Below are 20,935 nucleotides of genomic sequence, written 5' to 3' on the forward strand. Positions count from 1 at the left end.
TATCAACGCCCGCGCGGGTCGCCCAAACTGCCGCGCAATCGTCGACTGAAACCGCTCAGTGCCGCGGCGTCACCGCTTCGAACTCACCAACCGCACCCACATCTTCAAGAACGGCCGCACTCGATACGCTCAGCCCCTCCTGCATCCGCCGCAATGCCGCCTCCACCGCCGCCTGCGCTTGCCTCGCCAGCACGCGCCGGTCGGCACTCGGTGCAATCGCATCGCAGACGTAAAGATGCGCCGTCAGTGGCGTATCGCGAAGCATGGCGTTCAGCGTGAAGGGGAGCGTCAGGTCATCGATATAAGCCGGGGCCTCCGACTGCCGCCCGTTCGCGTCTTCGTACATCAGACAGATCGGCTGCACCGGACAAGCCGCCGACACAGCCGCCTGAAACAAATTGGAGTGGAACGGCAGCAAGTCGCGGCCAAGCGACGTTGTCCCTTCCGGGAACACGCACATCAATTCGCCACGCACCAGCCGCTGCGCCAGCTCATGCATGATGCGTTTGGCGTCGCTACGTTTTTCGCGTTGGAGAAATATGGTGTCGAGTTGCTGCGCGAGCCAGCCGACGACCGGCCAACTCCGGACCTCCGCCTTCGAGACGAAAGGCGTCGGCCGCCATGCGTTGACCACGTAGATATCGATCCAGGACACGTGATTGCCGACCACCAGCGCGCCGTTATCGAGCCGCGCCTGATCGTTGTGCACGACGAGCTTCATCCCGCATCGGCGCAACATTTCGACCGACCACGCGCGGTTCAGCTCCATGCGCACCTGCGGCGTCGCATTGGGGAAACGTGTTGCGACGGTCCACATACCGTGCAGCAGATGCGCAAAAATCCGGGCCTTACGGAAGGCGAGCATGGTCAGGATCCGTCAACGCGCTTCATACGCAATATGTCCCGACACGATCGTCATGAGTACGCGCGCCGGAAGTTCGTAGCCGAGGAACGGCGAATTGTGCCCCTGGCTCTTGAGCTTCGCGGGTTCGACGAGCCATTCGTCGGCGGGATTGAAGAGGCAGATATCGGCCGTCTCGCCTGCCGCAATACGACCGGCGCTCACCTTGAGCACGGCGGCCGGCGCGGTCGTGATGCGCGTAAGCGCCTTCGATAACGGCACCCCCGCCTCCCGCGCCCACTTCACCGTCAGCGACAGCAGCAGTTCAAGCCCCGTCGCGCCCGGCGTGGCTTCGGCGAAAGGCAGCAGCTTTTCGTCGTCGTCGAGCGGAGTGTGATCGGAGCAGATTGCATCGATGGTGCCATCCGCCAGCCCCGCGCGAATCGCATCGCGGTCGCGCTGCGAGCGCAGCGGCGGATCGAGGCGGAATTGCGAGTTGAAGTAACCGATATCCACGTCAGTCAGATGCACGTGGTTGATGGTCACATCGCAGGTAACGGGCAAGCCTTCGGCCTTCGCCTGCCGGACCAGCGCAACGCCGGCCGCCGACGACAAATGCGACAAATGCACCCGCGCACCCGACACCCGAACCAACTCGAAAATGGTGTGCAACGCGATGGTTTCCGCTGACACCGGCACGCCCGACAACCCCAGCCGCGACGCGACCGCCCCGCTCGCCGCCACGCCGCCGCTCGCCATATAACTGTCTTGCGGACGCAGCCAGACGGCATAACCGTACGTGGTCGCATATTGCAGCGCGCGCAAGAGCGTACGCGTATCGACAATCGGCGTATCCGCTTGCGAGAAGCCGATGCACCCCGACTCCGTCAACTCGACCATTTCGGTGATCGCGTGGCCCTTGAGCCCCATGGTCAGCGCGCCGAGCGGATACACGTGCGCCTGATGCAGCTTCTGCGCACGGAACTTGAGCATTTCGACGAGACCCGGTTCATCGAGAACGGGATCGGTATCGGGCGGACAGACAAGGCTTGTCACGCCGCCGGCCGCGGCCGCTGCCATTTCCGACTCGAGCGTGGCCTTGTGTTCGAAACCCGGTTCGCGCAGCCGCGCGCTTAAATCGACGAAACCGGGCGCGACGGCGAGACCCTTCGCATCGATCACGCGAGCCGCGTGAAAATCGGCGGGGGCATCGCCAATACCCACGATCTTCCCCGCCGCAATGAACACATCAGCGAGTGTTTCGGTGCCCGCAGCCGGGTCGATGAGCGTGCCGCCCTGGATATGAATCTTCATGTAATTAGTCGCGGGTTTAATCACTATTTCCGGCAACGATGCCCATTACCGCCATGCGCACGGCAATTCCGAATGTGACCTGGTTGAGGATCACCGATTGCGGGCCGTCGGCCACTTGCGAATCGATTTCCACACCGCGATTCATCGGTCCCGGGTGCATCACGATAGCGTCCGGCGCAGCCAGCGCAAGACGTTCGGGCGTCAGTCCCCAGGACTTGAAATACTCTTGCGCCGACGGCAGCAACGCACCGCTCATCCGTTCGTTCTGCAGCCGCAGCATGATAATCACATCGACGCCCTTCAGACCTTCGTCGAGGTTGTGATACACGTGCACGCCCATCTCGTTGAGATTGCCCGGCAGCAAGGTACGCGGCCCAATCGCACGCACTTCGGGCACGCCGAGCGTGGTCAGCGCGTGGATATCCGAACGGGCTACGCGCGAATGCAGGATGTCACCCACAATCGCCACGCGCAGATTCGTGAAATCGCGCTTGTAATGGCGGATGGTGTACATGTCGAGCAAGCCCTGCGTCGGGTGCGCATGACGCCCGTCGCCGGCATTGATCACATGCACGTGCGGCGCGCAGTGCTCGGCAATCAGATACGGTGCACCGCTCGACGCATGACGCACGACGAACATGTCGGCGTGCATCGCGGAGAGGTTGTTGATGGTGTCGAGCAGCGATTCGCCCTTGCTGGTCGACGACGCATTGATGTTCAGGTTGATCACGTCCGCCGAGAGTCGCTTCGCGGCAATCTCGAACGTGGTCCGGGTGCGCGTGGAGTTCTCGAAGAACAGGTTGAAGACAGACTTGCCGCGCAGCAGCGGCACTTTCTTGATCTCGCGATCCGTCACGCTGACGAACTGTTCGGCGGTATCGAGAATATGCGTGACGATCGCGCGCGGTAGGCCTTCTATGGTAAGCAGATGCTTCAGTTCGCCGTTCTTCGTGAGCTGCGGATTACCTTTGAGAAAACCGTAGCGCGAAGACGCCGGTTTTCTGTCCGGCACGCTGCTTTCGGCAGAACCCTGAGTGGCCGTGTTCATGTCAATCCTGGTGGTGCGTTGTTTCTTGTAGAGAGAGATGCAGCGAAGCGGTTCTTAGTCCGTGCGAGCTTCAGTCGTGAACGCCAGCGTGCCGTCGTCGCGCTGCGTGAGCACGAGCGTGGCGTTCGCGGGTACATCGACTACGCCGCCGGTGAAACGCGCCGCCACCGGTAGCTCGCGGCCGCCGCGATCGGCGAGCACCGCTAATTCCACCGATGCCGGGCGGCCGTAATCATAAAGCTCATTGACGGCTGCGCGCACGGTTCGGCCCGTGGAGAGCACGTCGTCGATCAGCAGGATTTTCCGATTGTCCACATCGAACGGCAGCGAGGTCGGGCTGGCCTGGCTGTGCAGGCCCTTTTTGGCGTAATCGTCGCGATGCAGCGACACGTTCACCACGCCGAACCCGGCCACGTTCAGGTCTTTCGCGAGCCGTTCGGCCAGCCACACGCCGCCGCTGTATATGCCCGCGAGCACCGGACCGCCTGCTTGCGTCAGCGACTCGCCATAAGCCGCGCGAATCTGACCGAGCAACTCGCGATACAGCGCCTCGGCGTCAATGGAACTCATGATTGTCGTCAAGTCCGTCTAGATACTGTTGGAGGATGACCCGGGCAGCTTCGGCGTCGATATCGTCGTACCGGCCCTTTGCGTTCATCTTCACGCCGTTGCGCTTCAATTCGGCCTTCGCTTCCACTGATGAATACCGCTCGTCCACCCAGCTCACCGGCACGCTGAAACGACCGTTTAATTGATTGCCGAAACGTGTGGCCAATTGCGTCATTTCGTGCGGCGTGCCGTCGGGATGCATCGGCAGGCCGACTATCACGGTGGTCGGGTTCCATTCGGCGATCAACTGACCCACCATTTCGAAGCGATATTCACGGCTGCGGTTTTCAAGCACGGTCAACGCCCGGGCGTGCCGGGTCAACGTGTTGCCGACCGCGACGCCAATGCGTTTCTCGCCGTAGTCGAAGGCGAGCAGCGTGGCTTCGGTCCGGGCCTCACCCGTCATGCGTGGCCCGCTTCGCCCGACAGCATGGAGAGCGACACGCCGAGCAGCGACAACGCCGCTTGCAGCTTGTCTTCGGCGGGGACGTCGAAAACGATGCGCGGATCGGCTTCCACAGTCAGCCAGCCGTTCTTGGCGATTTCTTCTTCCAGTTGCCCCGCGCCCCATCCGGCGTGGCCAAGCGTGAGCAGGAAACGGGCGGGCCCCTTGCCGCTGGCAACCGCTTCGAGCACGTCCTTCGACGTGGTCATGGCAAGGCCGCCTGGCACGCTCATGGACGATGTGTAGACGTCGCCGTCGGCCGGATCGTGCAGCACAAAGCCGCGCTCCGTCTGCACCGGGCCGCCGAAATAGACAGGCAGGTGCACGAGCGGCTCGATCTCGAGTTTCAGGTCGATACGATTGAAAAGCGATTGGAGGTCGATGTCGGTCGGCCGGTTGATCACCAGGCCGAGCGCACCGCGCTCGCTGTGATCGCAAAGGTAGACTACAGTCCCCGAGAACGTAGGATCGGCCATGCTGGGCATGGCGATCAGGAACTGGTTCGTCAAATTGATGCGATCGGAAGTCTTGGACATAATTCGAATTTTAGCAAAGGCGCTGCTTGATGGCCGACTTTGATCTGGGGCTAGTCTGGTTTCGACGAGACCTGCGCGTAGCAGACCATGCTGCACTCTATCACGCAGTAACACGCTGTCGCCGAGTGCTGTGCGCCTTCGTTTTCGACAGCGAAATTCTCTCGCCTCTACCTTCAAAACGATCGTCGCAAGCCGTTTATTCATGCCAGCCTGATCGAACTCGATAAAACCCTATCGCGCCACAGCCATGCCCCGCTCGATCATCGCGGTCAACGCCGCCACCGACGCCCCGCCCTCTGACGGCGCAATTCCCGCCGCAGCCTGATGCAGCATCGCGCCAAGCGCCTGAGCCGCGCGCTCGGGAATGGCGGCGTCGAGCGGCGAGCCATCTGGCGTTATCTTCGCCTCATACGCAATTCGCCGCCACGCGAGGCCCAGCGTATCGGCGAGCAACGCCACATGACCCAACCCCAACGCACACGCCGCCGCGCCCAGCCTGTAAGCCGCGTCGGCCGCTTTGAGCGCAGCCGGCACGTCGATGCGGCCAGCCTCCCGCGCCGACATCCCATGCTCGATCAATGCACCGATCGCGGGCTCCGCGCTCGTCAGAAAATCTTCGTACGCAACGGCGTTCACACGCAACACGCCCAGATCCCGCGTTGAAGCATCGCGCGCCTGCTCGGCATTGCGCTCCCACGCAATTTCGGACGCCTGCGACGCCGCGACGTGCCAGTCGACCGTCAAACCATAATCGCGCAACACATCGACCTGGACGGAATCCTCCGCCGACGCACCGTATAACGCGTAATCGCGCCACAACAGCGCGAGCGCTGCGCGCACCAGCGACTTGGGCGCATGCGACAAACCGTGCGCCTGGTCAGCGAGAACCAGATTGAAGCGGGCGTAAAGACGACGCGCGTCGGCGGCGGTGTCGGGATCGGGCCGCAAACGCAATGCCTCGACCACCGCGCCCGCAAGACGCCAGAAATCGTAGGGATCGGGACCGGCCAGGTCCGCGAGACAGGCGTCGAGGATCGAGACAATTTCCGCCTCCCCCTTTCCCTCGCCCGCCTTCGAACGCAACAGCATCAGCAACGCACGTTCGTAGTGCGCCCGGACGCGCGCAAGCCGTTCGGGGGAAATGGAACGCAGCGTAGCCGGCGGAATCGCGCGGCCGGCGAGCGCGAGGTCGTCGAAGGACACGGGCGCGGCGCGAGTATGCGCGGCCATCAGCGCGTGCAGCCCACGATAATGATCGAACAGCAGCGTCGAACAGGCGAGTTCGCGCAGATTGCGACGCTCCACGGCCGCGCTGAAATCGCGCAACGCCTCCGCGAACTGGTTGCGGGTTTTTTCGCTCAATCCGGCCAGCGGCGACACCAGCACCAACGTCTCGCCGAAGCGCTGAGCCGGCAGCCAGCCCGCCGAATGCAACGCGCCAATCCCACGGCGCAGGACGCCGAGCGTGTCTCCTTCGCGCATGAACGCATGCAAGGCGTCGGTCAGCGCCATCTCGGCAATCCGCACGGCGCCCCCGCGCGGATTGGGCAATGCCTGGAACGTGTTGGTCAAGCCGGATTGAGTTGTCATGGAACGCTCACGAGCCGATGCGCGGCGCCCCGCAATGCATCGGATAGATCTTGATCGAACCCGGGCGCATTTCGCCGATGCATGCCACCGCAACCCTCATCTGGCGCTCATCTGGCGATACATCCCGGACACACGCTGGACGAGTCGAGTTGGGTCGATTCTGGCCGAGCGTTCCTGCTCACTGGTCTAACTAGTCATCATGCGCGCCGCGACAAAACGCGTCACGCAAACCGCTCGCCATTTGTCCACGCGGTAAACGAAGACGCGCCGCATGAAGGCATCCCATCCATGCGGCGCGGTTTTTCCTGCACGACGTCCAAGCCTGTGCTCAGATCTGGACCATTTCGAAGTCTTCCTTGCGTGCGCCGCATTCGGGACACGTCCAGTTGATTGGGACGTCTTCCCAGCGAGTGCCCGGCGCAATGCCTTCCTCGGGCAATCCCGCTTCCTCGTCGTAAATCCAGCCACAAATCAGGCACATCCAGCTTCTGTATTCCATACTTATGTCGCGTCGGGCAATCGGTTAAATGAGTGCATGATGGTACCGGTTTGGCGACGCGATGCCTAGCAAAGCAGCACCGCTGGCCGATCGGCCGGGATTCGGGCTGCTTTCCCGCTCTCCCGCCCGAAAACCGTTACACGGTGCGCGACGCCCTCTGAGCAAGTATCGGTCCAAGTATCGGTCCTCGTCGCACGGGTTCCACCCGACTCCGGTGCGAAAAAAAGGCCATCTCATGTGCCGGCGTGACTTTAGGCCGCATAATCGTGCCGTTTGCGCCGACTCATTGTCCGGCTGCCTGAACAACCGATAAGTAGCCGATAAATAGCCGATAGATTGAACAAACGAATAATCCGATGCCCAGCGACACCCCTCCTATTGTTCTAACCTTTGGCCTGTCCGACCCCACCGGCGGCTCCGGCCTGCAGGCTGACCTGCTGACGCTTGCCAGCATGGGCTGCCACGGGCTGACCGTCCTGACGGGCTACACCGTGCGCGACTCGGCGACCTGCGACGAAGTCACCGGGCTCGACCCCGACACCGTCGGCACTCAGGCCCGCATGTTGCTGGAAGACATGCCGGTAGCGGCCTTCAAGATCGGCGCGGCGACGCGCGCGGAAGTGGTCAGCGCGATTGCAGAAGTCGTCGCCGACTACGACGATATTCCACTGATCCTCGCGCCCGACTTCACGCTCGACGACGAACACGTGCTGGCAGCGGACGAATTGCGTGAATCGATGGCAGATTTGCTGGTGCCGCAAACCACCATGCTCGTGGCCGACCACGCTACGCTCCTGCAGCTCGCGCAGCCGGACGGCGATGCCGAAGCGCCCACGCTCGACGCCGCGATCTCCCATCTGCTGTCGCAGGGTTGCGAGTACATCCTGGCGACGGAAACGGGTACGCACCGGCATGTGAATACGCTTTATGGCGAGGAAGGCCAGATCAGGCAGGACACGTGGGACCGTACCGAGCACCGCATGATGGGCATTACCGACACGCTCGGCTCGGCCATCGCTGCATTGCTCGCGAATGGGCAGGAACCGGCGGAAGCCGCGCGCGAGGCGCAAGAGTATGTATTCCAGGCGACGCGAGCCGCCTTCAGGCCTGGCATGGGCGCATATTTGCCGGATCGTTTTTTCTGGGCGCGTTCAAACGATGACGACGAAACCCCGCCCGTGGTGGTCGATGCACCACCGGTTACACCGGGCGAAGCCCGCCATTGAGACTTTTCTGGAGCGAGACTGACACATGCCGCTGCGCAAAACATCGCTCCACTCACTCACGCACAGCCCCGGCACTGTCCGTGTCGGTTGCGCTGGCTGGGGTCTGACAGACGCGGTCGCGGAACACTTCCCCGGCGAAGGCACTCACCTCGCCCGTTATTCGCAGGTGCTCACCTGCGTCGAAATCAACTCCAGTTTTTATCGGCCGCATCGGGCAGAGACGTATGCGCGCTGGCGCGATAGCGTGCCCAGCACGTTTCGCTTTTCAGTGAAAATCCCGAAAGCCATTACGCACGACGCGCGCCTCGCGGGCTGCGAACCGCTGCTCGACACCTTCCTCGAATCCGCGACTCATCTGGGCAGCACGCTCGGTTGCTGGCTCGTGCAACTGCCGCCGAGCCTCGTGTTCGATTCGGACACGGTTGAAGAGTTTTTGACATCGATGCGCGAGCGCACGAGCATTCCCGTCGCGCTGGAAGCCCGTCACGAAAGCTGGTTTACGAAGGGCGCGGCTGCGTTGCTGAAGTCGAACAAAATTGCCTACGTTGATGCCGATCCGCAACCCGATGATTGTTTCATCGCGCATCGGGCGGATACGTCGCTGGCGTATTTCCGGCTGCATGGCTCGCCGGAAATGTATCATTCATCGTATGAATACCCCTATCTCGATGCCCTCGCGCTTACGCTGCATGACCGGGCGAAAAAAGCGCACGACGTATGGTGCATCTTCGACAACACCGCCGCCGGCCACGCGCAGTTCAACGCACTGCGCGTGAAAAGCCGCAGGGCATTGAGCGTGCGCCCGAAGCGCGCTGCCGTGACGGAGAAAGCCGATGCTTGAGTGCAGGAAATGGTTAGGTGCGCGGGTTATCGCGGGCGCGTTGCTGGCTGTCAGTTCTGCTGCGGCATTCGCCCAGACGGCGCCTACTGCGGGCACGAACGCTAACCCAACGCCCGTGGGCGACGGCACGTTTTTGCTGACCATCTTTTTGAAGCACGATGAGTCGAAGACGCTACCGAAGATCAACGAACAACTGAAGGAGCAGGGCTTTTACAAGGCGTTTCCGCCGCCGGGCGTTCAGGTCGTCTCGTGGTACGTGATGATGGGCATCGGGCAGGTGGTCACGCTGCGAGTGCCCGCCGATAAACTGCGCGAAGTGAATCGTGCGATCGAAAATACCGCTTGGGGCGGCTATCGCACCGAGTTCTACCCGACCTACGACTACAAAGCGGCCGCCGAACAAATGCGCGAACAAAATAAATAGCGTTTCGACAACCCACAAAAAAACCCGCATTGTCGCCAATGCGGGTTTTTCTTTTGGCAAACGCCGAGCTTCCGGAGAAGCCCCGCGCGCCGATGTAATTCAGGCCAGGGCCCGAAATTACATATCCATGCCCATACCGCCCATGCCGCCGGGCATACCGCCGCCCATCGGAGCATCGTCCTTCGGCAGTTCCGACACAGCGCAGTCGGTCGTCAGCAGCAGACCTGCCACCGATGCCGCGTTTTGCAGTGCCGTACGCGTCACCTTGGTCGGGTCCACAACACCGGCTTCCACCAGGTCGCCGTACTCGCCGGTTTGCGCGTTGTAGCCGAAGTTGCCCGTACCGGCTGCAACTGCTGCCACCACGACGCTGGCTTCTTCGCCGCCGTTCGTGACGATCTGGCGAAGCGGCTCTTCCATCGCGCGCAGCACGATCTTGATGCCGGCGTCCTGATCAGCGTTGGCGCCCTTCAGGTCCTTCAGTGCCAGACGAGCGCGGATCAGCGCAACGCCGCCACCCGCCACGATGCCTTCTTCCACAGCTGCGCGCGTTGCGTGCAGTGCGTCTTCAACACGTGCCTTCTTTTCCTTCATTTCCATTTCGGTCGCAGCGCCAACCTTGATCACTGCCACGCCGCCAGCCAGCTTGGCGACACGTTCCTGCAGCTTTTCACGGTCGTAGTCCGACGTTGCTTCGTCGATTTGCGTGCGAACTTGCTTCACACGGTTTTCGATTGCCGAAGCTTCGCCAGCGCCGTCGATGATCGTGGTGTTTTCCTTTGCCACTTCAATGCGCTTAGCCGAACCCAGCTCAGCCAGCGTAGCCTTTTCCAGCGTCAGGCCGGTTTCTTCCGCGATAACTTGACCACCAGTCAGGATCGCGATGTCTTCCAGCATGGCCTTACGACGATCGCCGAAGCCCGGAGCCTTGACAGCAACAGTCTTCAGGATGCCGCGGATGTTGTTCACAACCAGCGTTGCCAGAGCTTCGCCTTCCACATCTTCAGCGATGATCAGCAGCGGACGGCCAGCCTTGGCGACTTGTTCCAGGATCGGGAGCAGGTCACGGATGTTCGAAACCTTCTTGTCATGCAGCAGCACGAACGGGTTTTCGAGGATCGCGGTTTGCTTTTCCGGCGTGTTGATGAAATACGGCGACAGGTAGCCGCGGTCGAATTGCATACCTTCAACCACGTCCAGCTCGTCTTCCAGCGACTTGCCGTCTTCAACCGTGATCACGCCTTCCTTGCCGACCTTGTCCATTGCTTCAGCAATACGGTCGCCAATCGACGAATCGCTGTTAGCCGAAATCGCGCCAACCTGAGCGATTTCCTTGTTCGTGGTGCAAGGCTTGCTGATCTTGCGCAGTTCTTCGATAGCAGCCGTGACTGCCTTGTCGATACCGCGCTTCAGGTCCATCGGGTTCATGCCCGATGCAACGTACTTCATGCCTTCGCGGACGATCGACTGGGCCAGAACCGTAGCCGTCGTCGTGCCGTCGCCGGCGTTGTCGCTGGTGCGGGAAGCAACTTCCTTCACCATTTGCGCGCCCATGTTCTGGAGCTTGTCTTTCAGTTCGATTTCTTTGGCGACCGAAACACCGTCCTTCGTGACCGTCGGGCCGCCGAAGCTGCGTTCCAGAACCACGTTACGACCCTTCGGGCCCAGCGTGACCTTGACCGCGTTGGCCAGGATGTTCACGCCTTCGACCATCTTTGCACGGGCGATATCGCCAAATACGACTTCTTTAGCTGCCATATCCAAACTCCTTGATTCGTTTCAGTTTTCTGACTTGTCCATCAGGCCGGGCGAGATTCGCTGTGACGTATCAATCAACGGTTCGATCGCGCCGGCGAGGAAAGCCGAGTGGACTTGAAGGTGATTTACTTGACCAGGACGGCCATGATGTCTTCTTCGCGCATCACGAGCAGTTCATTGCCGTCGACCTTGACGGTCTGACCAGCGTATTTACCGAACAGCACGCGGTCGCCCACTTTGACGTCGAGGGCGTTTTGCGTACCCTTGTCATCGCGCTTGCCCGGGCCGACGGCCAGGATTTCGCCTTGATCCGGCTTTTCAGCTGCAGCGTCGGGGATGATGAGACCCGAGGCAGTCTTGGTTTCCTGATCCAGACGTTTGACGATGACGCGATCGTGCAAAGGACGAAGGTTCATACACACTCCTCTCTTAACTGAGACTATAAATACGCGGGGAAACCCGTCCGGCAAGCCAAAAGGCCACCGGGCGGAAAACTGTTAGCACTCTCGTGCGACGAGTGCCAAGTATATGGCACACCCATCGGTAATTTCAAGAAGGGATATCGGCAGGGGAAAAGAAATAGGTGTCGAGATTCACTTAACTTTGAACTTTGTTCACTTAAGTCTGAACCTTGCGTTGCAGCAAAGACTCGACCCCATCAGATAATTTTCTTTTGAAACATATACTTAAACCCTTCTCGTGCGCACCCACTAGGCGTCACCAGTTCAGGCGCGGACGGCCATTCAGGGAATCAGCGGGCTACAATTGAATGCGCGATCACCATACTAGCTAGGGTAAACACCCGTCAGACTGGCGACCAAGAAGGGTGTGCCGGACTTCTTCGCTCCAACGGGATTCATACTCAACCACTCCGCCTGTCTTGGTCCTGTTCGTGCGGCGACCACGCGATCGCGATCGCCGCTGGTTCATTTGAAAAGCCGCCGATCCAACTCGAAGTGCTGCTTGTGCGCCACCACTACATGCTTCATACCCGGATGCGCTGGATTCAGGATCAGGTTGTCATCATTCGGGCAAACCACTGATGGGACCCGCATCACGAGCCGTTTTCCCTCTTCCAGCCATTGCCTCGCAAGGTCAACTGTTGAGGCCGGGTCGTGATCCAACACGTTCCAGTCATCCGGCAGATCCGGCACGTAAGCGCTCGACACAGCCTTGTCCGGCACTTCCAGCGTGACCAGGTAGAAGTTGGCCACCGGTAGTAGACCCGACGCATGAACGCGCGCCTCGAGGACCGCTGTCGATGCGTGGCAGCACGTGTACACCCCCGCCACGCCCCGCGGATTCCAGCGCCCGCCGGCAAGAGCCGCACCATTGCCGCTCAGGTCATCGGCCCGGTACTTGCCGGGCTTCTCTTTTGCAAGACGAAACACCTTCATACGGTAACGCCATGTTCGAGCCGCACCAAAATGTCACGCACACGGTCGAACCCCGTCTGCGTATCCAGCATGTCCAGGGGCCGTTCGCCTCGCAACTGGACGCTGGGCCGCAGCAGCCATTCGGCGGCCAGCTTTTCGTCTTCTAGCACGTCCTTGGCCTGCGCATAAGCCAGTATCGTGCGTGCAGCACGGTCCGACTCGCTCGCGCTGAGACGCTCGCCCTGCGAGATCTTGCGGTTGATCGTGCTGCTAGGAAGGCGCAGACCGGCAAGCAGCGTTTGCACCGGGATGTCGAGCAATTCGGCGGCGATCCGGCTGACGATCACTGCCTCCATGCCGTCGCGAATCAGTCGAGACTGTTCGATCTGGTCGAGACCAAGAAAGAACGTGAAATCGTCGTCCTGCGCGCCTAGTCCGCTGGTGCCGATGTGTGCAAGCCGTGCGGCCGCCGCTGATTTCGCGGCTGAGGCGCTTGCCTTTGCCCGGCGAGCACGCTGCCGTCCCGCGATTGCTTCTGTCGTCGCCATGACATTCTCCCGAATGAGTAACAAGATTTACCCACTTGGGTCAAGCATATACGACTACCAAAGGGGAACCAACGCATTACCGTTTGGTAAAACAGGGAGGCTTGTCGAGATCCACTCAATTTTTAACGTTGTTCACTTGAGTTTGAACTCGCACCGCGCACCCATGTCCGCCACGACCGCTTTGTGGTATCAAGTCGTCTAACCAAACGGTGCTGCTTGGCGTTCATACCAACCCAATCGCGAGGACCCGTGAACGCCGCCACTAATCGACCGCCGATATGGCAACTCATCCGTGACGCGATCGCGCCGCTCGGCCGTGAGGTGACCTATCCAGAGGTCAAGCAGTTCCTTTGGGCGCAGTACCCCGATTTGAAATCGGAAACGATCAACTGCCAGCTCATTATTTGCTCGGTCAACGCGCCTTCGCGTGTCCACCCTAAGCCGCCGCAGCGCGTACGCAAAAATATGCCCGTGCGTCGAGCTCCCCTGTCATCGGCCCACGCCGAGATGCGGACGCTGGCGCACTTCGAGCGTTAGCTTCACTCCTGTCGGGTGCCACACAAAGTGAAATCGGTGCCGGGTAAGTGAAAAACTACTGACACAGTTGGTAAAAAATCCGGAGGCCGCCCTTCTTGCGAGGACTCAGCCCGTCCGCGACTGTCGCCAATCGACCCACTGGCAACTCGATTGTCCATAAAGCAGCCATTCGCAGAGGTCCCGAAAGCGATGTTTGCTCAGTGGGACCGAGATGCTATTGGGTGCCTACTTTGGCAACTGCGACGTCCCCATTACCCGCTTGCATCCTTTCATCGCCATCGTCATCGCCGAATATCTCTTTTACCTCGCCCGGATGTTTCTCGACATACTTTCCGAAATATAACGAGCTACCGGCAAGGCTTAGATGGTGATAGTCGTTGTAGCGATAGATAGGCAGACCGTCAAAGTCGAGCTTGCATACTCCGTCACTGCACGGAACATCGAACGTATGCATGACAGCGACCTGCGGATATTGTTCCTTCAAACGCCCAAGCATTGCTTTGATCGGTGCATGCTGATCTTGCGCGATGCTGGCATCGAATTGACACACACGCTTTTGAACCGGGAAAAACAAGTCGTTGTAGAACGCGCAGTTGATCAACTCGTTCGGGATCATTGGCACGTCATTTACCAGAACCACACGTTTTCCTGCCACAACGAGCTTGCCGATTGTGTTTCCCAACTCCCGTTCCAACTGCCTCGGCATGAATCCGTGACCACTCGGTTGCACGTTTTCACCGGTGGCGTAGTTTTGGTAATTTTGCCACGCGGCCGCCATGAACACGGTTTTGATGTCATCGTTCGACATCACATATTTCATGACCTCCCGGTCGTGAGCAACGCATTGCGCATGAATGTCCTCGTAGGTTGGATCGCCCGCATGCAATGGTTCATTTTCGATCGGCGGACAGAGCGTCAGCGCCAGATCGTGGACCGCGATGTGCTTTGCCCTTCCTAGTTTGTCGAAAAAGTAAATCAAATGATACGCGTGCGAGTCCCCCCAAAGGACGGCTTTATCGGAGGCCCGCGGGTTGCCGAGCATGCAGTCGGTTGCAGCGGTCACCGCCACCTTCGACCAGCAATCCTTGGCTCGCGGCATATCAAAAAGTGCGGTGCCTGACCAGCGAACATCTGCTTGAATCCTCGCAGGATAAGCGAACAAGAAACCATCTGTCAGCTTGCCAACGCCCGCGACAATGCCGGCCGCTAGCAGAGGGACCGCAAGGTATGCCAGCAGGGTCTTGTCGGCACCCATTGAGACGCGTTGCGCTCGACGCTCGATTACCCAATATGTGACGGCTGCAAGTCCCAGCGTGGCGGCCATTGCCGCCGCAAGGGCCACCACGCTGTGCGCGCCAAATCGCCTGAAGGCAAAAAATAGCGGCCAGTGCCACAGGTAGATCGGATACGAGATCCTGCCAAGGAAAACGGCGACGCGATTCGACAGGAGAGCATGAACGTATTGAGCACGCCGGCCGCTATAGATAACGATCAGCGCTCCTACGCAAGGCACGATAGCACCAAGGCCCGGGAACTGCGAAGCCACGCTAACCCCTAAAATACCGGCCAGTATGATTGCTATGCCTGTAGCGAAGACGACATCAAAGACGACTGCTTTCCCGGCGGCACGCTTTTTCTCGTATAGGGCCAGCAGAGCGCCGATCAGGAATTCGAAACCGCGATACTGAGCAAAGTAATACGCGCCACTAGATCCACGACGCGCCTGTAGCACCGCGAATGCGAAGGAGGCGATCGTCAGCGCGACGAGAACGGGGGCTGTCCATTTTCTCGCCTTACGATATAGACTGGCCAGCAGCAACGGCAACACGACATAGAACTGCTCTTCAACCGAGAGCGACCATGTGTGCAGAAGCGGTTGGTCGGTTGCCTCGGGAGCAAAGTATCCAGTTTGCTTGGCCAAGAAGATATTGGACGTCATGGTCGCGACGGCAAGGATGTTTTTTCCGAGCCGAAACGTGTCTTCTGGTACGCAAAACAGCAGGCTGAATACAAACGTCGCCGCTAGCATCGCGTAAAGCGCTGGAATCAAACGCTTTCCGCGGCGGGCGTAAAACTCTTTGAACGAGAACGCGTTCCGATTCAAGTCGTCAACTATCGAATTGGTGACGACAAAACCCGATATTGTGAAGAAGACATCCACTCCGACGAACCCGCCGCGAAACGCAGCGAAACGCAGCGAAACCAGCGTGGCACAGCATGACAGCGACGACGGCTAAAGCACGAAGTCCATCTACATCCGCACGATAACTTTGAGCATGATGCGTACGGCGAAGAGAATCAGTGTCGATCATAGGCGGGAGGGCCGAGTTGTTGGGCCGTATTTCGGTGCTGGAGTCATGAATGGACCGACATGGCCGTCCGTCACAGCGATGTCTGCTTGGCTCGTCCGAGCGCCCGGGAGCCGGTCTGCTCGATGTTGGGCCGAATGATACCCGCTCCGGAATTCGGAGTGCCGCTGTCGAGATGCGGCACTTGCGTCAATCTAACGGCGCATCGGAAAGTTTCTCTGCAACATCAAGCGCGCCAATGTGACGTGACACCACGTCAGTTCATCTCGCTAGTATTTTGCTGGCGCTAAACCATGCTGACAGGTACTCAAAATCAGGGAGATGCAGCCAACCTGCGAAATTGGCCGGCCTCTGCCTGACGCGGTCGGCTCAGTTGCGGCAGTAAAAAAAAACTGCGGCGCCTGGCAAAGCGCGACGACGTTGAGTTATGGAGCCTGGACGAATGCCATTTCCAGCAGCATGGATCGCACTGTCGCATGTGGGTGGCCCCGGAGGTTCGCGATCCGGTGCTGATGCACGCGCCCACGCGCAAATCGGTGGCGTGCTTTGGCGCTGTCAGCCTGAGCACCGGCCGCTTCGTCTGGCAGGTGTGCCCTGTCTTCAACGCAGAAACATTTGTGTTCTGACAGCGCCCGCAATGGACCATTCAGACATCGATACCTGCTCGAGGAAGTGAAGAAATCGTCGCGTGAGATTGGGCGAATCCTTGCACCCAATCGACGGTCGCTCAACCATTCACCCTCGGCCAACCGTTCGCAAGGACATCGAGACGAGTCCCGTTATTTAGGTTCCTCAACGTCCTCCGTGCCCTCTGGCGAGGTTCCAATGATTGCTCCCACTAAACCTAGGACGCCCCTCTTCTCCCGAGTCCTCAATTCACGGTAGCCCGCAAGGAGTCGTTCTTCGTCGCTGCTGAGCCCGAGCGTGGCCGGCTCAGACGTCCGGCCGGTTAGCACGTACTGGACGTCGACGCCCACCTCCGCGATCCCCGCAAGATAGCCAGCGTCTGGGTACCTTGTGCCCTTCTCGTAATTGACCTGAGCATGCTTTTGAACGCCACCAGCAGTAGCGAAATCTGTCTGGTTCATCCCCAAACGCCGCCGCTCCAGCTTCAGGCGAATCGAAAAGGTATCCATTTGTGAACTTATTGTTGACATGTTCCCTATCGACAACTAATCTGTGAACGTATCTAATGGCTGACGATGGTATCGCGCCATCGGCAGGATGCGCTGCTTGTACCCCAAAAGACAGCAGTTCCTTGATGCGGGAGGTCCCATGCCAGCCACTTACGAAATCCGCGGCGCCATGCCGGTTCGAGAGGAATTCCGACACAGTCACGCCCAGCAGTTCGCCGAAAGTCTCGCGAACCCTGCCGACGTCTACTTCGCAACCGATGCCATCACCCATTCCCTTGTGATTCGTATTCGCGGCGTACTCTCGGACGACGAACTGGAATCGGTCGAAGATGCGCTGGAGCAATTTTCCCAGAAATGGGCAAGCGCCGGTGCCATCTTCAGCCGCCTGCGATACGGGGAACCATCGTTCGTTCCGTTCGGCCTCGCCTGCCACGTTGAACTGCTGGCCGAAGTAAGCGATCTGCACCTGCAATTGGAGGTATTTCTGCAACGCCAGGCTTGGCTTCTGGAAAGGTTCCGGACACCGGATCAGTAAGGCAGTGAATCCGGCCTGCCAAGGTTGTGGTGAGGCCCATGGCACGCGACCTTGGGGTTGGAGAAGTAGAGTCAGTGGAGGTTCATCATGGAACCAAGGACTTACGTCCTGTCGGGCGCGCTGCCTGTACAAGACGACGTGGACGCTGAGCAACTTAATCGTGTATCACGGCATCTGGGCGGCATCGCAACGGTGCACCTTACGCATGACGAGGTGGCGCACGCTGTCTCACTCCGCATCTCGGGAACGATGCTGCGTGACGATGTACGTATCATTGAGCGCCGAATCGAAAAGTTCGCCGAGGAATATGCCAGCACCGCAGCCATTCTTCTGAGCGAATGGAACGGCCAGACGAGTTGGCTGGTCGTGGGGATGAACTGGCAGGCCCAGTGTTTGATCAAACTCGGGGCCGTGCAGGAACAGTTCTCGCGGCTCGCGGAGCGGGATCTCGATTTTCTCGTCCGGCTCGAGCCCAGCGGATCCGCCGCCCACGGCAGCCCTCTTATGTGCGTGTCAATCGAGACCGACGACCAACGGACGAAGTGGTAACGGCACATTCAACCGCGCAACGAGCGACAGGGTTGAAGTGTGACATGAAACGCCGCATCCTTTGTTACATGTAACGGGAGTGCATGATGGCAGCCACATTGTCTGAGCGCGTTCGCGCCCACCGCCAGAACCTTCGCGCAGCCGGTCTGCGGCCGATCCAGATCTGGGTACCTGACACGCGTCGTCCGGGTTTTGCCGAGGAGTGCGCGCGCCAGTCACGCGTGATCCGTGAAAGTCACGCTGAAGCGGATCTGCTCGACTTCATCGAACAGATCGCCGATATCGACGACCTGCGATGAAGCGGGGCGACATCGTCGCCGTCGCTACCCCGGGCGACTTCGGCAAGGCTCGGCCGGCGCTTGTCGTGCAATCCGACCTGTTCACCGAACATCCAAGTGTGGCCTTGCTGCTGATGTCAAGTGAGATCGTCAACGCGCCGTTGATCCGCATCAAAGTAATCCCGTCTGAACAGAATGGCTTGCGCGCGCCGTCGCAGATCGCCGTCGACAAGATGTTCACCGTGCGCCGCGAGAAAATCGGCAGCATCATCGGCCACCTCGAAGACGAAATCATGGTCTCCCTCAATCGCGCGATGCTCGTGTTTCTGGGTTTAGCTTAACCGGGACTGTTCAGACTACGGCAATGACGCTAGACCCGAGAAGCACACGAGCAAGACACATCAATGATCGGCAGTTCTGACATCGTCACCCCGTTCTTTACGCCGGGACGCTCCTGCATCCTTGCGTACCAGGCTTGAAGAGCCTCGCACTCCGCAGGCACCGCCAGCTCCACGAGCGCCGCAAAGATCAAACCACCTATGACCGTGATGTCGGCCATCGAGAAGACCTCACCGGTGACGAACGGCTGTTTTTTTAGAATGGCATCGAAGTAGTGCATACGCTTGCGCTCGATGAATGCATTGCCGCGCTTTCTCCACGCCCGACGTCTGTTGTGGGTGTCTGGAGCCCGCTGGAAGTTTTGGAGAAACGCCAACGTGCAAGACCTGACGGCGCCGAGGGAATGGCGCGATCGCAATATGGTCGCCCGGCCTACAAGAGACCTTATGCAATGAGCGTCGACACATCGACCTGCAGTCCTGTTGAAGGCGCCCGATTCATCCGCTAGTTTGTCGAACGGCAGATTGCAGCGCCATGGCAGCCGCAGGAATGGTCATTTCAAATGGCGCGACAACCTGCGGGTTGCCTGGGTTCGGTCATTTGCTGCCGTTGGCAAACGACAGCTTTCAGTCCATCTAAATATCATTCTTGAAGCGGTGTCTGCCACTCGACCGTATTGACGCGCAGGCACGTCCGAATTATATTCATCATTGGTTATATAACAATTAGGCTATGTGATGAGCTCTGACGAACTTAATCGAGCATTCGCCGCGCTCGCCGACCCGACGCGTCGTGCGATCCTCTCGCGGCTGGCGTCCGGCGAAGCGACCGTTACCGAACTGGCCGAACCGTTTGAAATGACGCAGCCTTCTATTTCCAAGCATCTGAAGGTATTGGAGTTGGCGGGTCTCATTTCTCGTGGTCGGGCCGCGCAGACGCGGCCGTGTCGTTTGGAGACATCTCGGCTGAAGGACATCGCACAATGGGTCAACGCGTATCGCGCTCTCTGGGAACAGAGTTTCGATCGGCTCGAGACGTTTCTGCAGTCAACCCAACCATTGCCAAAGAAAGGAAAGAAAAATGCTCTCAAATGACGACAAGGCCGCATTTGTCATTACGCGCCAGTTCAAGCTACCACGTGCTGTCGTATGGAAAGCGTGGAGCGTGGCCGATCAGCTTAAGCACTGGTGGGGACCGCAAGGTTGTTCAATCGATATTCATCGCTTCGAGTTCCGGACGGGAGGGTTTTTTCATTACGCAATGAATTTTGAAAACGCACCTACCATGTGGGGACGCTTCAATTATCGAGACATTACCGCGCTGGATCGTTTGGTGTGGCTCAACTCCTTTTCGAACGAGCGGTGCGGCATCGCGCGGGCACCGTTTAGCGAAATCTGTCCGCTCGAAATCCAGAATTCAGTGACGTTCGCCGAGCATGCCGGACAAACAATAGTCACCTTGCGCGCGGAGCCGTTCGGCGAGGTAGAGGCCGAACGCAAATACTTCGAGGACTTGCGCCCCTCACTTGAGCAGGGCTACGGCGGCACCTTCGATCAGCTTGCCCAATACCTACGTCGAGCATGAGGGTTGCCTTCCGGCCGGCGAATGGGAGTCTTCTTTCGGGCCGCAATTCTTCGGCCTTGATCGGGTCGATGAGAGACGTTCATTCACAGTTGCGTTGACACTGCGATTCGGGCACCGCCTACCCCCTGCAGCCCGGCAGGAAAGTTCAAAGTTAAATGAACCGAACTCAGGATAGTTCAAAATTAAGTGGACCGCGGGTTGAACCTTAAATGAATCGATCGGCCGCAAAGCCTGATACCCGCGACGTGCGGAGTTCAACGTTTGATGAACGTCAACCGTAGGGGTATTGCTGTCGAAATTCTTCCAACTTTTCAGCAGATCGATAACCCGAGCCCCATTGCTCGTGCTCATGCGCCAGTTCCGTCTCGCCGCACACCAGGTTGGGAGACGATCATTTCATCCATTGCGCACACCCAGTCACGACAAAAACTCGCCTAACCAATCCGTCCATTGCCAGATCGGCAGCGTCCCCGATGAAAAAAACTAAGCGCTTAACTCGCGCCAACAGGTGCGGGCCTCCTCGGCAACTCGATATTTTGGCGATCTGTGTGGGATGTCACACGGTTTCGAATCGAAGGGCGTTGCATGCGAAAAGCGGCGCGCGCTAAATCGG

General features: G+C 59.3%; 27 protein-coding genes and 1 pseudogene. 13 read left to right on the forward strand and 15 right to left on the reverse strand.

All coding sequences use genetic code 11. The features are described from left to right. Positions 1-55: 55 nt before the first annotated feature. Genes EOS_RS02605 through EOS_RS02630 form a run of 6 tightly spaced genes read right to left on the reverse strand, consistent with a single transcriptional unit; the run spans position 56 to position 4,793 of the window. Positions 56-865 (reverse strand): lysophospholipid acyltransferase family protein, encoded by an 810-nt coding sequence (locus tag EOS_RS02605; protein WP_047845048.1) that lies wholly within the window; start codon positions 863-865, stop codon positions 56-58. A gap of 12 nt (positions 866-877) precedes the next feature. Then, a complete protein-coding gene (locus tag EOS_RS02610) occupies positions 878-2,155 on the reverse strand; it encodes a dihydroorotase (RefSeq protein WP_047845049.1) in 1,278 nt (425 codons plus the stop codon). A gap of 16 nt (positions 2,156-2,171) precedes the next feature. Further along, positions 2,172-3,203 carry an aspartate carbamoyltransferase catalytic subunit gene (locus tag EOS_RS02615; protein ID WP_047845050.1) on the reverse strand — a complete coding sequence of 344 codons (1,032 nt, stop codon included), beginning with the start codon at positions 3,201-3,203 and terminating at the stop codon, positions 2,172-2,174. A gap of 54 nt (positions 3,204-3,257) precedes the next feature. Then, a complete protein-coding gene (pyrR, locus tag EOS_RS02620; protein ID WP_047845051.1) occupies positions 3,258-3,773 on the reverse strand; it encodes a bifunctional pyr operon transcriptional regulator/uracil phosphoribosyltransferase PyrR in 516 nt (171 codons plus the stop codon). Beyond that, positions 3,760-4,218, reverse strand: coding sequence for a Holliday junction resolvase RuvX (gene ruvX / locus EOS_RS02625; protein WP_047845052.1), 459 nt, complete (start codon positions 4,216-4,218; stop codon positions 3,760-3,762). Before ruvX ends, pyrR begins: the two co-directional genes overlap by 14 nt. After that, positions 4,215-4,793 (reverse strand): YqgE/AlgH family protein, encoded by a 579-nt coding sequence (locus EOS_RS02630; RefSeq protein ID WP_047845053.1) that lies wholly within the window; start codon positions 4,791-4,793, stop codon positions 4,215-4,217. Before EOS_RS02630 ends, ruvX begins: the two co-directional genes overlap by 4 nt. Before the next feature lie 29 nt (positions 4,794-4,822). Between EOS_RS02630 and EOS_RS44100 the strand changes: the two genes are divergently transcribed. Further along, positions 4,823-5,020 carry a deoxyribodipyrimidine photo-lyase gene (locus EOS_RS44100; protein ID WP_075645275.1) on the forward strand — a complete coding sequence of 66 codons (198 nt, stop codon included), beginning with the start codon at positions 4,823-4,825 and terminating at the stop codon, positions 5,018-5,020. 4 nt (positions 5,021-5,024) lie between these two features. On the opposite strand, the gene EOS_RS02635 is transcribed toward EOS_RS44100, so the two are convergent. Together EOS_RS02635 and EOS_RS02640 are read right to left on the reverse strand one after the other, a co-directional pair. Beyond that, positions 5,025-6,383, reverse strand: coding sequence for a hypothetical protein (locus EOS_RS02635; protein ID WP_047845054.1), 1,359 nt, complete (start codon positions 6,381-6,383; stop codon positions 5,025-5,027). A gap of 328 nt (positions 6,384-6,711) precedes the next feature. Then, positions 6,712-6,882, reverse strand: coding sequence for a rubredoxin (locus tag EOS_RS02640; RefSeq protein WP_025527884.1), 171 nt, complete (start codon positions 6,880-6,882; stop codon positions 6,712-6,714). Between the two features lie 356 nt (positions 6,883-7,238). On the opposite strand from EOS_RS02640, the gene thiD reads away from it, so the two are divergent. From thiD to EOS_RS02655, 3 genes are read left to right on the forward strand one after another with little or no spacing between them, the layout of a single operon-like run. Beyond that, complete coding sequence (gene thiD / locus EOS_RS02645) at positions 7,239-8,108, forward strand: bifunctional hydroxymethylpyrimidine kinase/phosphomethylpyrimidine kinase (protein WP_047845055.1); 870 nt, start codon at positions 7,239-7,241, stop codon at positions 8,106-8,108. Between the two features lie 25 nt (positions 8,109-8,133). Continuing rightward, positions 8,134-8,949, forward strand: a complete 816-nt coding sequence (locus EOS_RS02650; protein ID WP_047845056.1) for a DUF72 domain-containing protein — start codon at positions 8,134-8,136, stop codon at positions 8,947-8,949. Next, complete coding sequence (locus tag EOS_RS02655) at positions 8,942-9,373, forward strand: hypothetical protein (protein ID WP_047845057.1); 432 nt, start codon at positions 8,942-8,944, stop codon at positions 9,371-9,373. Before EOS_RS02650 ends, EOS_RS02655 begins: the two co-directional genes overlap by 8 nt. 117 nt (positions 9,374-9,490) lie before the next feature. On the opposite strand, the gene groL is transcribed toward EOS_RS02655, so the two are convergent. From groL to parS, 4 genes are all read right to left on the reverse strand, one after another. Beyond that, on the reverse strand, positions 9,491-11,131 hold the full coding sequence (gene groL / locus EOS_RS02660) for a chaperonin GroEL (protein ID WP_047845058.1): 1,641 nt from the start codon (positions 11,129-11,131) through the stop codon (positions 9,491-9,493). Between the two features lie 125 nt (positions 11,132-11,256). Beyond that, positions 11,257-11,547 carry a co-chaperone GroES gene (locus EOS_RS02665; RefSeq protein WP_031362728.1) on the reverse strand — a complete coding sequence of 97 codons (291 nt, stop codon included), beginning with the start codon at positions 11,545-11,547 and terminating at the stop codon, positions 11,257-11,259. 510 nt (positions 11,548-12,057) lie between these two features. Beyond that, positions 12,058-12,528, reverse strand: a complete 471-nt coding sequence (locus EOS_RS02670) for an RES family NAD+ phosphorylase (RefSeq protein WP_047845059.1) — start codon at positions 12,526-12,528, stop codon at positions 12,058-12,060. After that, complete coding sequence (parS, locus tag EOS_RS02675; protein ID WP_082163194.1) at positions 12,525-13,055, reverse strand: type II RES/Xre toxin-antitoxin system antitoxin; 531 nt, start codon at positions 13,053-13,055, stop codon at positions 12,525-12,527. Before parS ends, EOS_RS02670 begins: the two co-directional genes overlap by 4 nt. Before the next feature lie 249 nt (positions 13,056-13,304). On the opposite strand from parS, the gene EOS_RS02680 reads away from it, so the two are divergent. After that, a complete protein-coding gene (locus tag EOS_RS02680) occupies positions 13,305-13,592 on the forward strand; it encodes a DUF7669 domain-containing protein (RefSeq protein WP_047845060.1) in 288 nt (95 codons plus the stop codon). 214 nt (positions 13,593-13,806) lie between these two features. Here EOS_RS02680 and EOS_RS02685 read toward each other — a convergent pair whose 3' ends face one another. After that, positions 13,807-15,816, reverse strand: a complete 2,010-nt coding sequence (locus tag EOS_RS02685) for an acyltransferase family protein (protein ID WP_082163195.1) — start codon at positions 15,814-15,816, stop codon at positions 13,807-13,809. A gap of 561 nt (positions 15,817-16,377) precedes the next feature. On the opposite strand from EOS_RS02685, the gene EOS_RS46935 reads away from it, so the two are divergent. Continuing rightward, positions 16,378-16,527 carry a hypothetical protein gene (locus tag EOS_RS46935; RefSeq protein WP_160312461.1) on the forward strand — a complete coding sequence of 50 codons (150 nt, stop codon included), beginning with the start codon at positions 16,378-16,380 and terminating at the stop codon, positions 16,525-16,527. 153 nt (positions 16,528-16,680) lie between these two features. On the opposite strand, the gene EOS_RS02690 is transcribed toward EOS_RS46935, so the two are convergent. Beyond that, the gene (locus EOS_RS02690; RefSeq protein ID WP_326972894.1) at positions 16,681-16,989 is read right to left on the reverse strand and encodes a helix-turn-helix domain-containing protein; all 309 of its coding nucleotides are present in this window, start codon (positions 16,987-16,989) and stop codon (positions 16,681-16,683) included. A 187-nt stretch (positions 16,990-17,176) separates the two neighbouring features. On the opposite strand from EOS_RS02690, the gene EOS_RS02695 reads away from it, so the two are divergent. The 4 genes from EOS_RS02695 to EOS_RS02710 all read left to right on the forward strand — a co-directional run bounded on the left by EOS_RS02695 (position 17,177) and on the right by EOS_RS02710 (position 18,740). Next, positions 17,177-17,572: a hypothetical protein gene (locus tag EOS_RS02695; RefSeq protein ID WP_047845063.1), complete on the forward strand. Its 396-nt coding sequence runs from the start codon at positions 17,177-17,179 to the stop codon at positions 17,570-17,572. A gap of 87 nt (positions 17,573-17,659) precedes the next feature. Then, positions 17,660-18,121 (forward strand): hypothetical protein, encoded by a 462-nt coding sequence (locus EOS_RS02700; RefSeq protein ID WP_047845064.1) that lies wholly within the window; start codon positions 17,660-17,662, stop codon positions 18,119-18,121. 83 nt (positions 18,122-18,204) lie between these two features. Beyond that, complete coding sequence (locus EOS_RS02705; RefSeq protein ID WP_235442682.1) at positions 18,205-18,420, forward strand: antitoxin MazE family protein; 216 nt, start codon at positions 18,205-18,207, stop codon at positions 18,418-18,420. Next, positions 18,417-18,740: a type II toxin-antitoxin system PemK/MazF family toxin gene (locus EOS_RS02710; RefSeq protein ID WP_047845065.1), complete on the forward strand. Its 324-nt coding sequence runs from the start codon at positions 18,417-18,419 to the stop codon at positions 18,738-18,740. Before EOS_RS02705 ends, EOS_RS02710 begins: the two co-directional genes overlap by 4 nt. A 29-nt stretch (positions 18,741-18,769) precedes the next feature. Here EOS_RS02710 and EOS_RS02715 read toward each other — a convergent pair. Continuing rightward, positions 18,770-19,021 (reverse strand): annotated as a pseudogene (locus tag EOS_RS02715) (glutathione binding-like protein); the annotation flags it as partial. Between the two features lie 51 nt (positions 19,022-19,072). Here EOS_RS02715 and EOS_RS49120 point away from each other — a divergent pair. The 3 genes from EOS_RS49120 (at position 19,073) to EOS_RS02725 (ending at position 20,322) form a co-directional block, all read left to right on the forward strand. Further along, entirely contained in the window at positions 19,073-19,246 is a 174-nt protein-coding gene (locus EOS_RS49120; protein ID WP_407639098.1) for a phosphotransferase-like protein, read from the forward strand. Between the two features lie 229 nt (positions 19,247-19,475). Next, a complete protein-coding gene (locus EOS_RS02720) occupies positions 19,476-19,832 on the forward strand; it encodes an ArsR/SmtB family transcription factor (protein ID WP_047845066.1) in 357 nt (118 codons plus the stop codon). Then, positions 19,819-20,322 (forward strand): SRPBCC family protein, encoded by a 504-nt coding sequence (locus EOS_RS02725; protein WP_047845067.1) that lies wholly within the window; start codon positions 19,819-19,821, stop codon positions 20,320-20,322. Before EOS_RS02720 ends, EOS_RS02725 begins: the two co-directional genes overlap by 14 nt. The last annotated feature ends 613 nt before the right edge of the window (positions 20,323-20,935 follow it).

The organism is Caballeronia mineralivorans PML1(12) (assembly GCF_001028175.1).
GTDB classification, from domain to species: Bacteria; Pseudomonadota; Gammaproteobacteria; order Burkholderiales; family Burkholderiaceae; genus Caballeronia; species Caballeronia mineralivorans.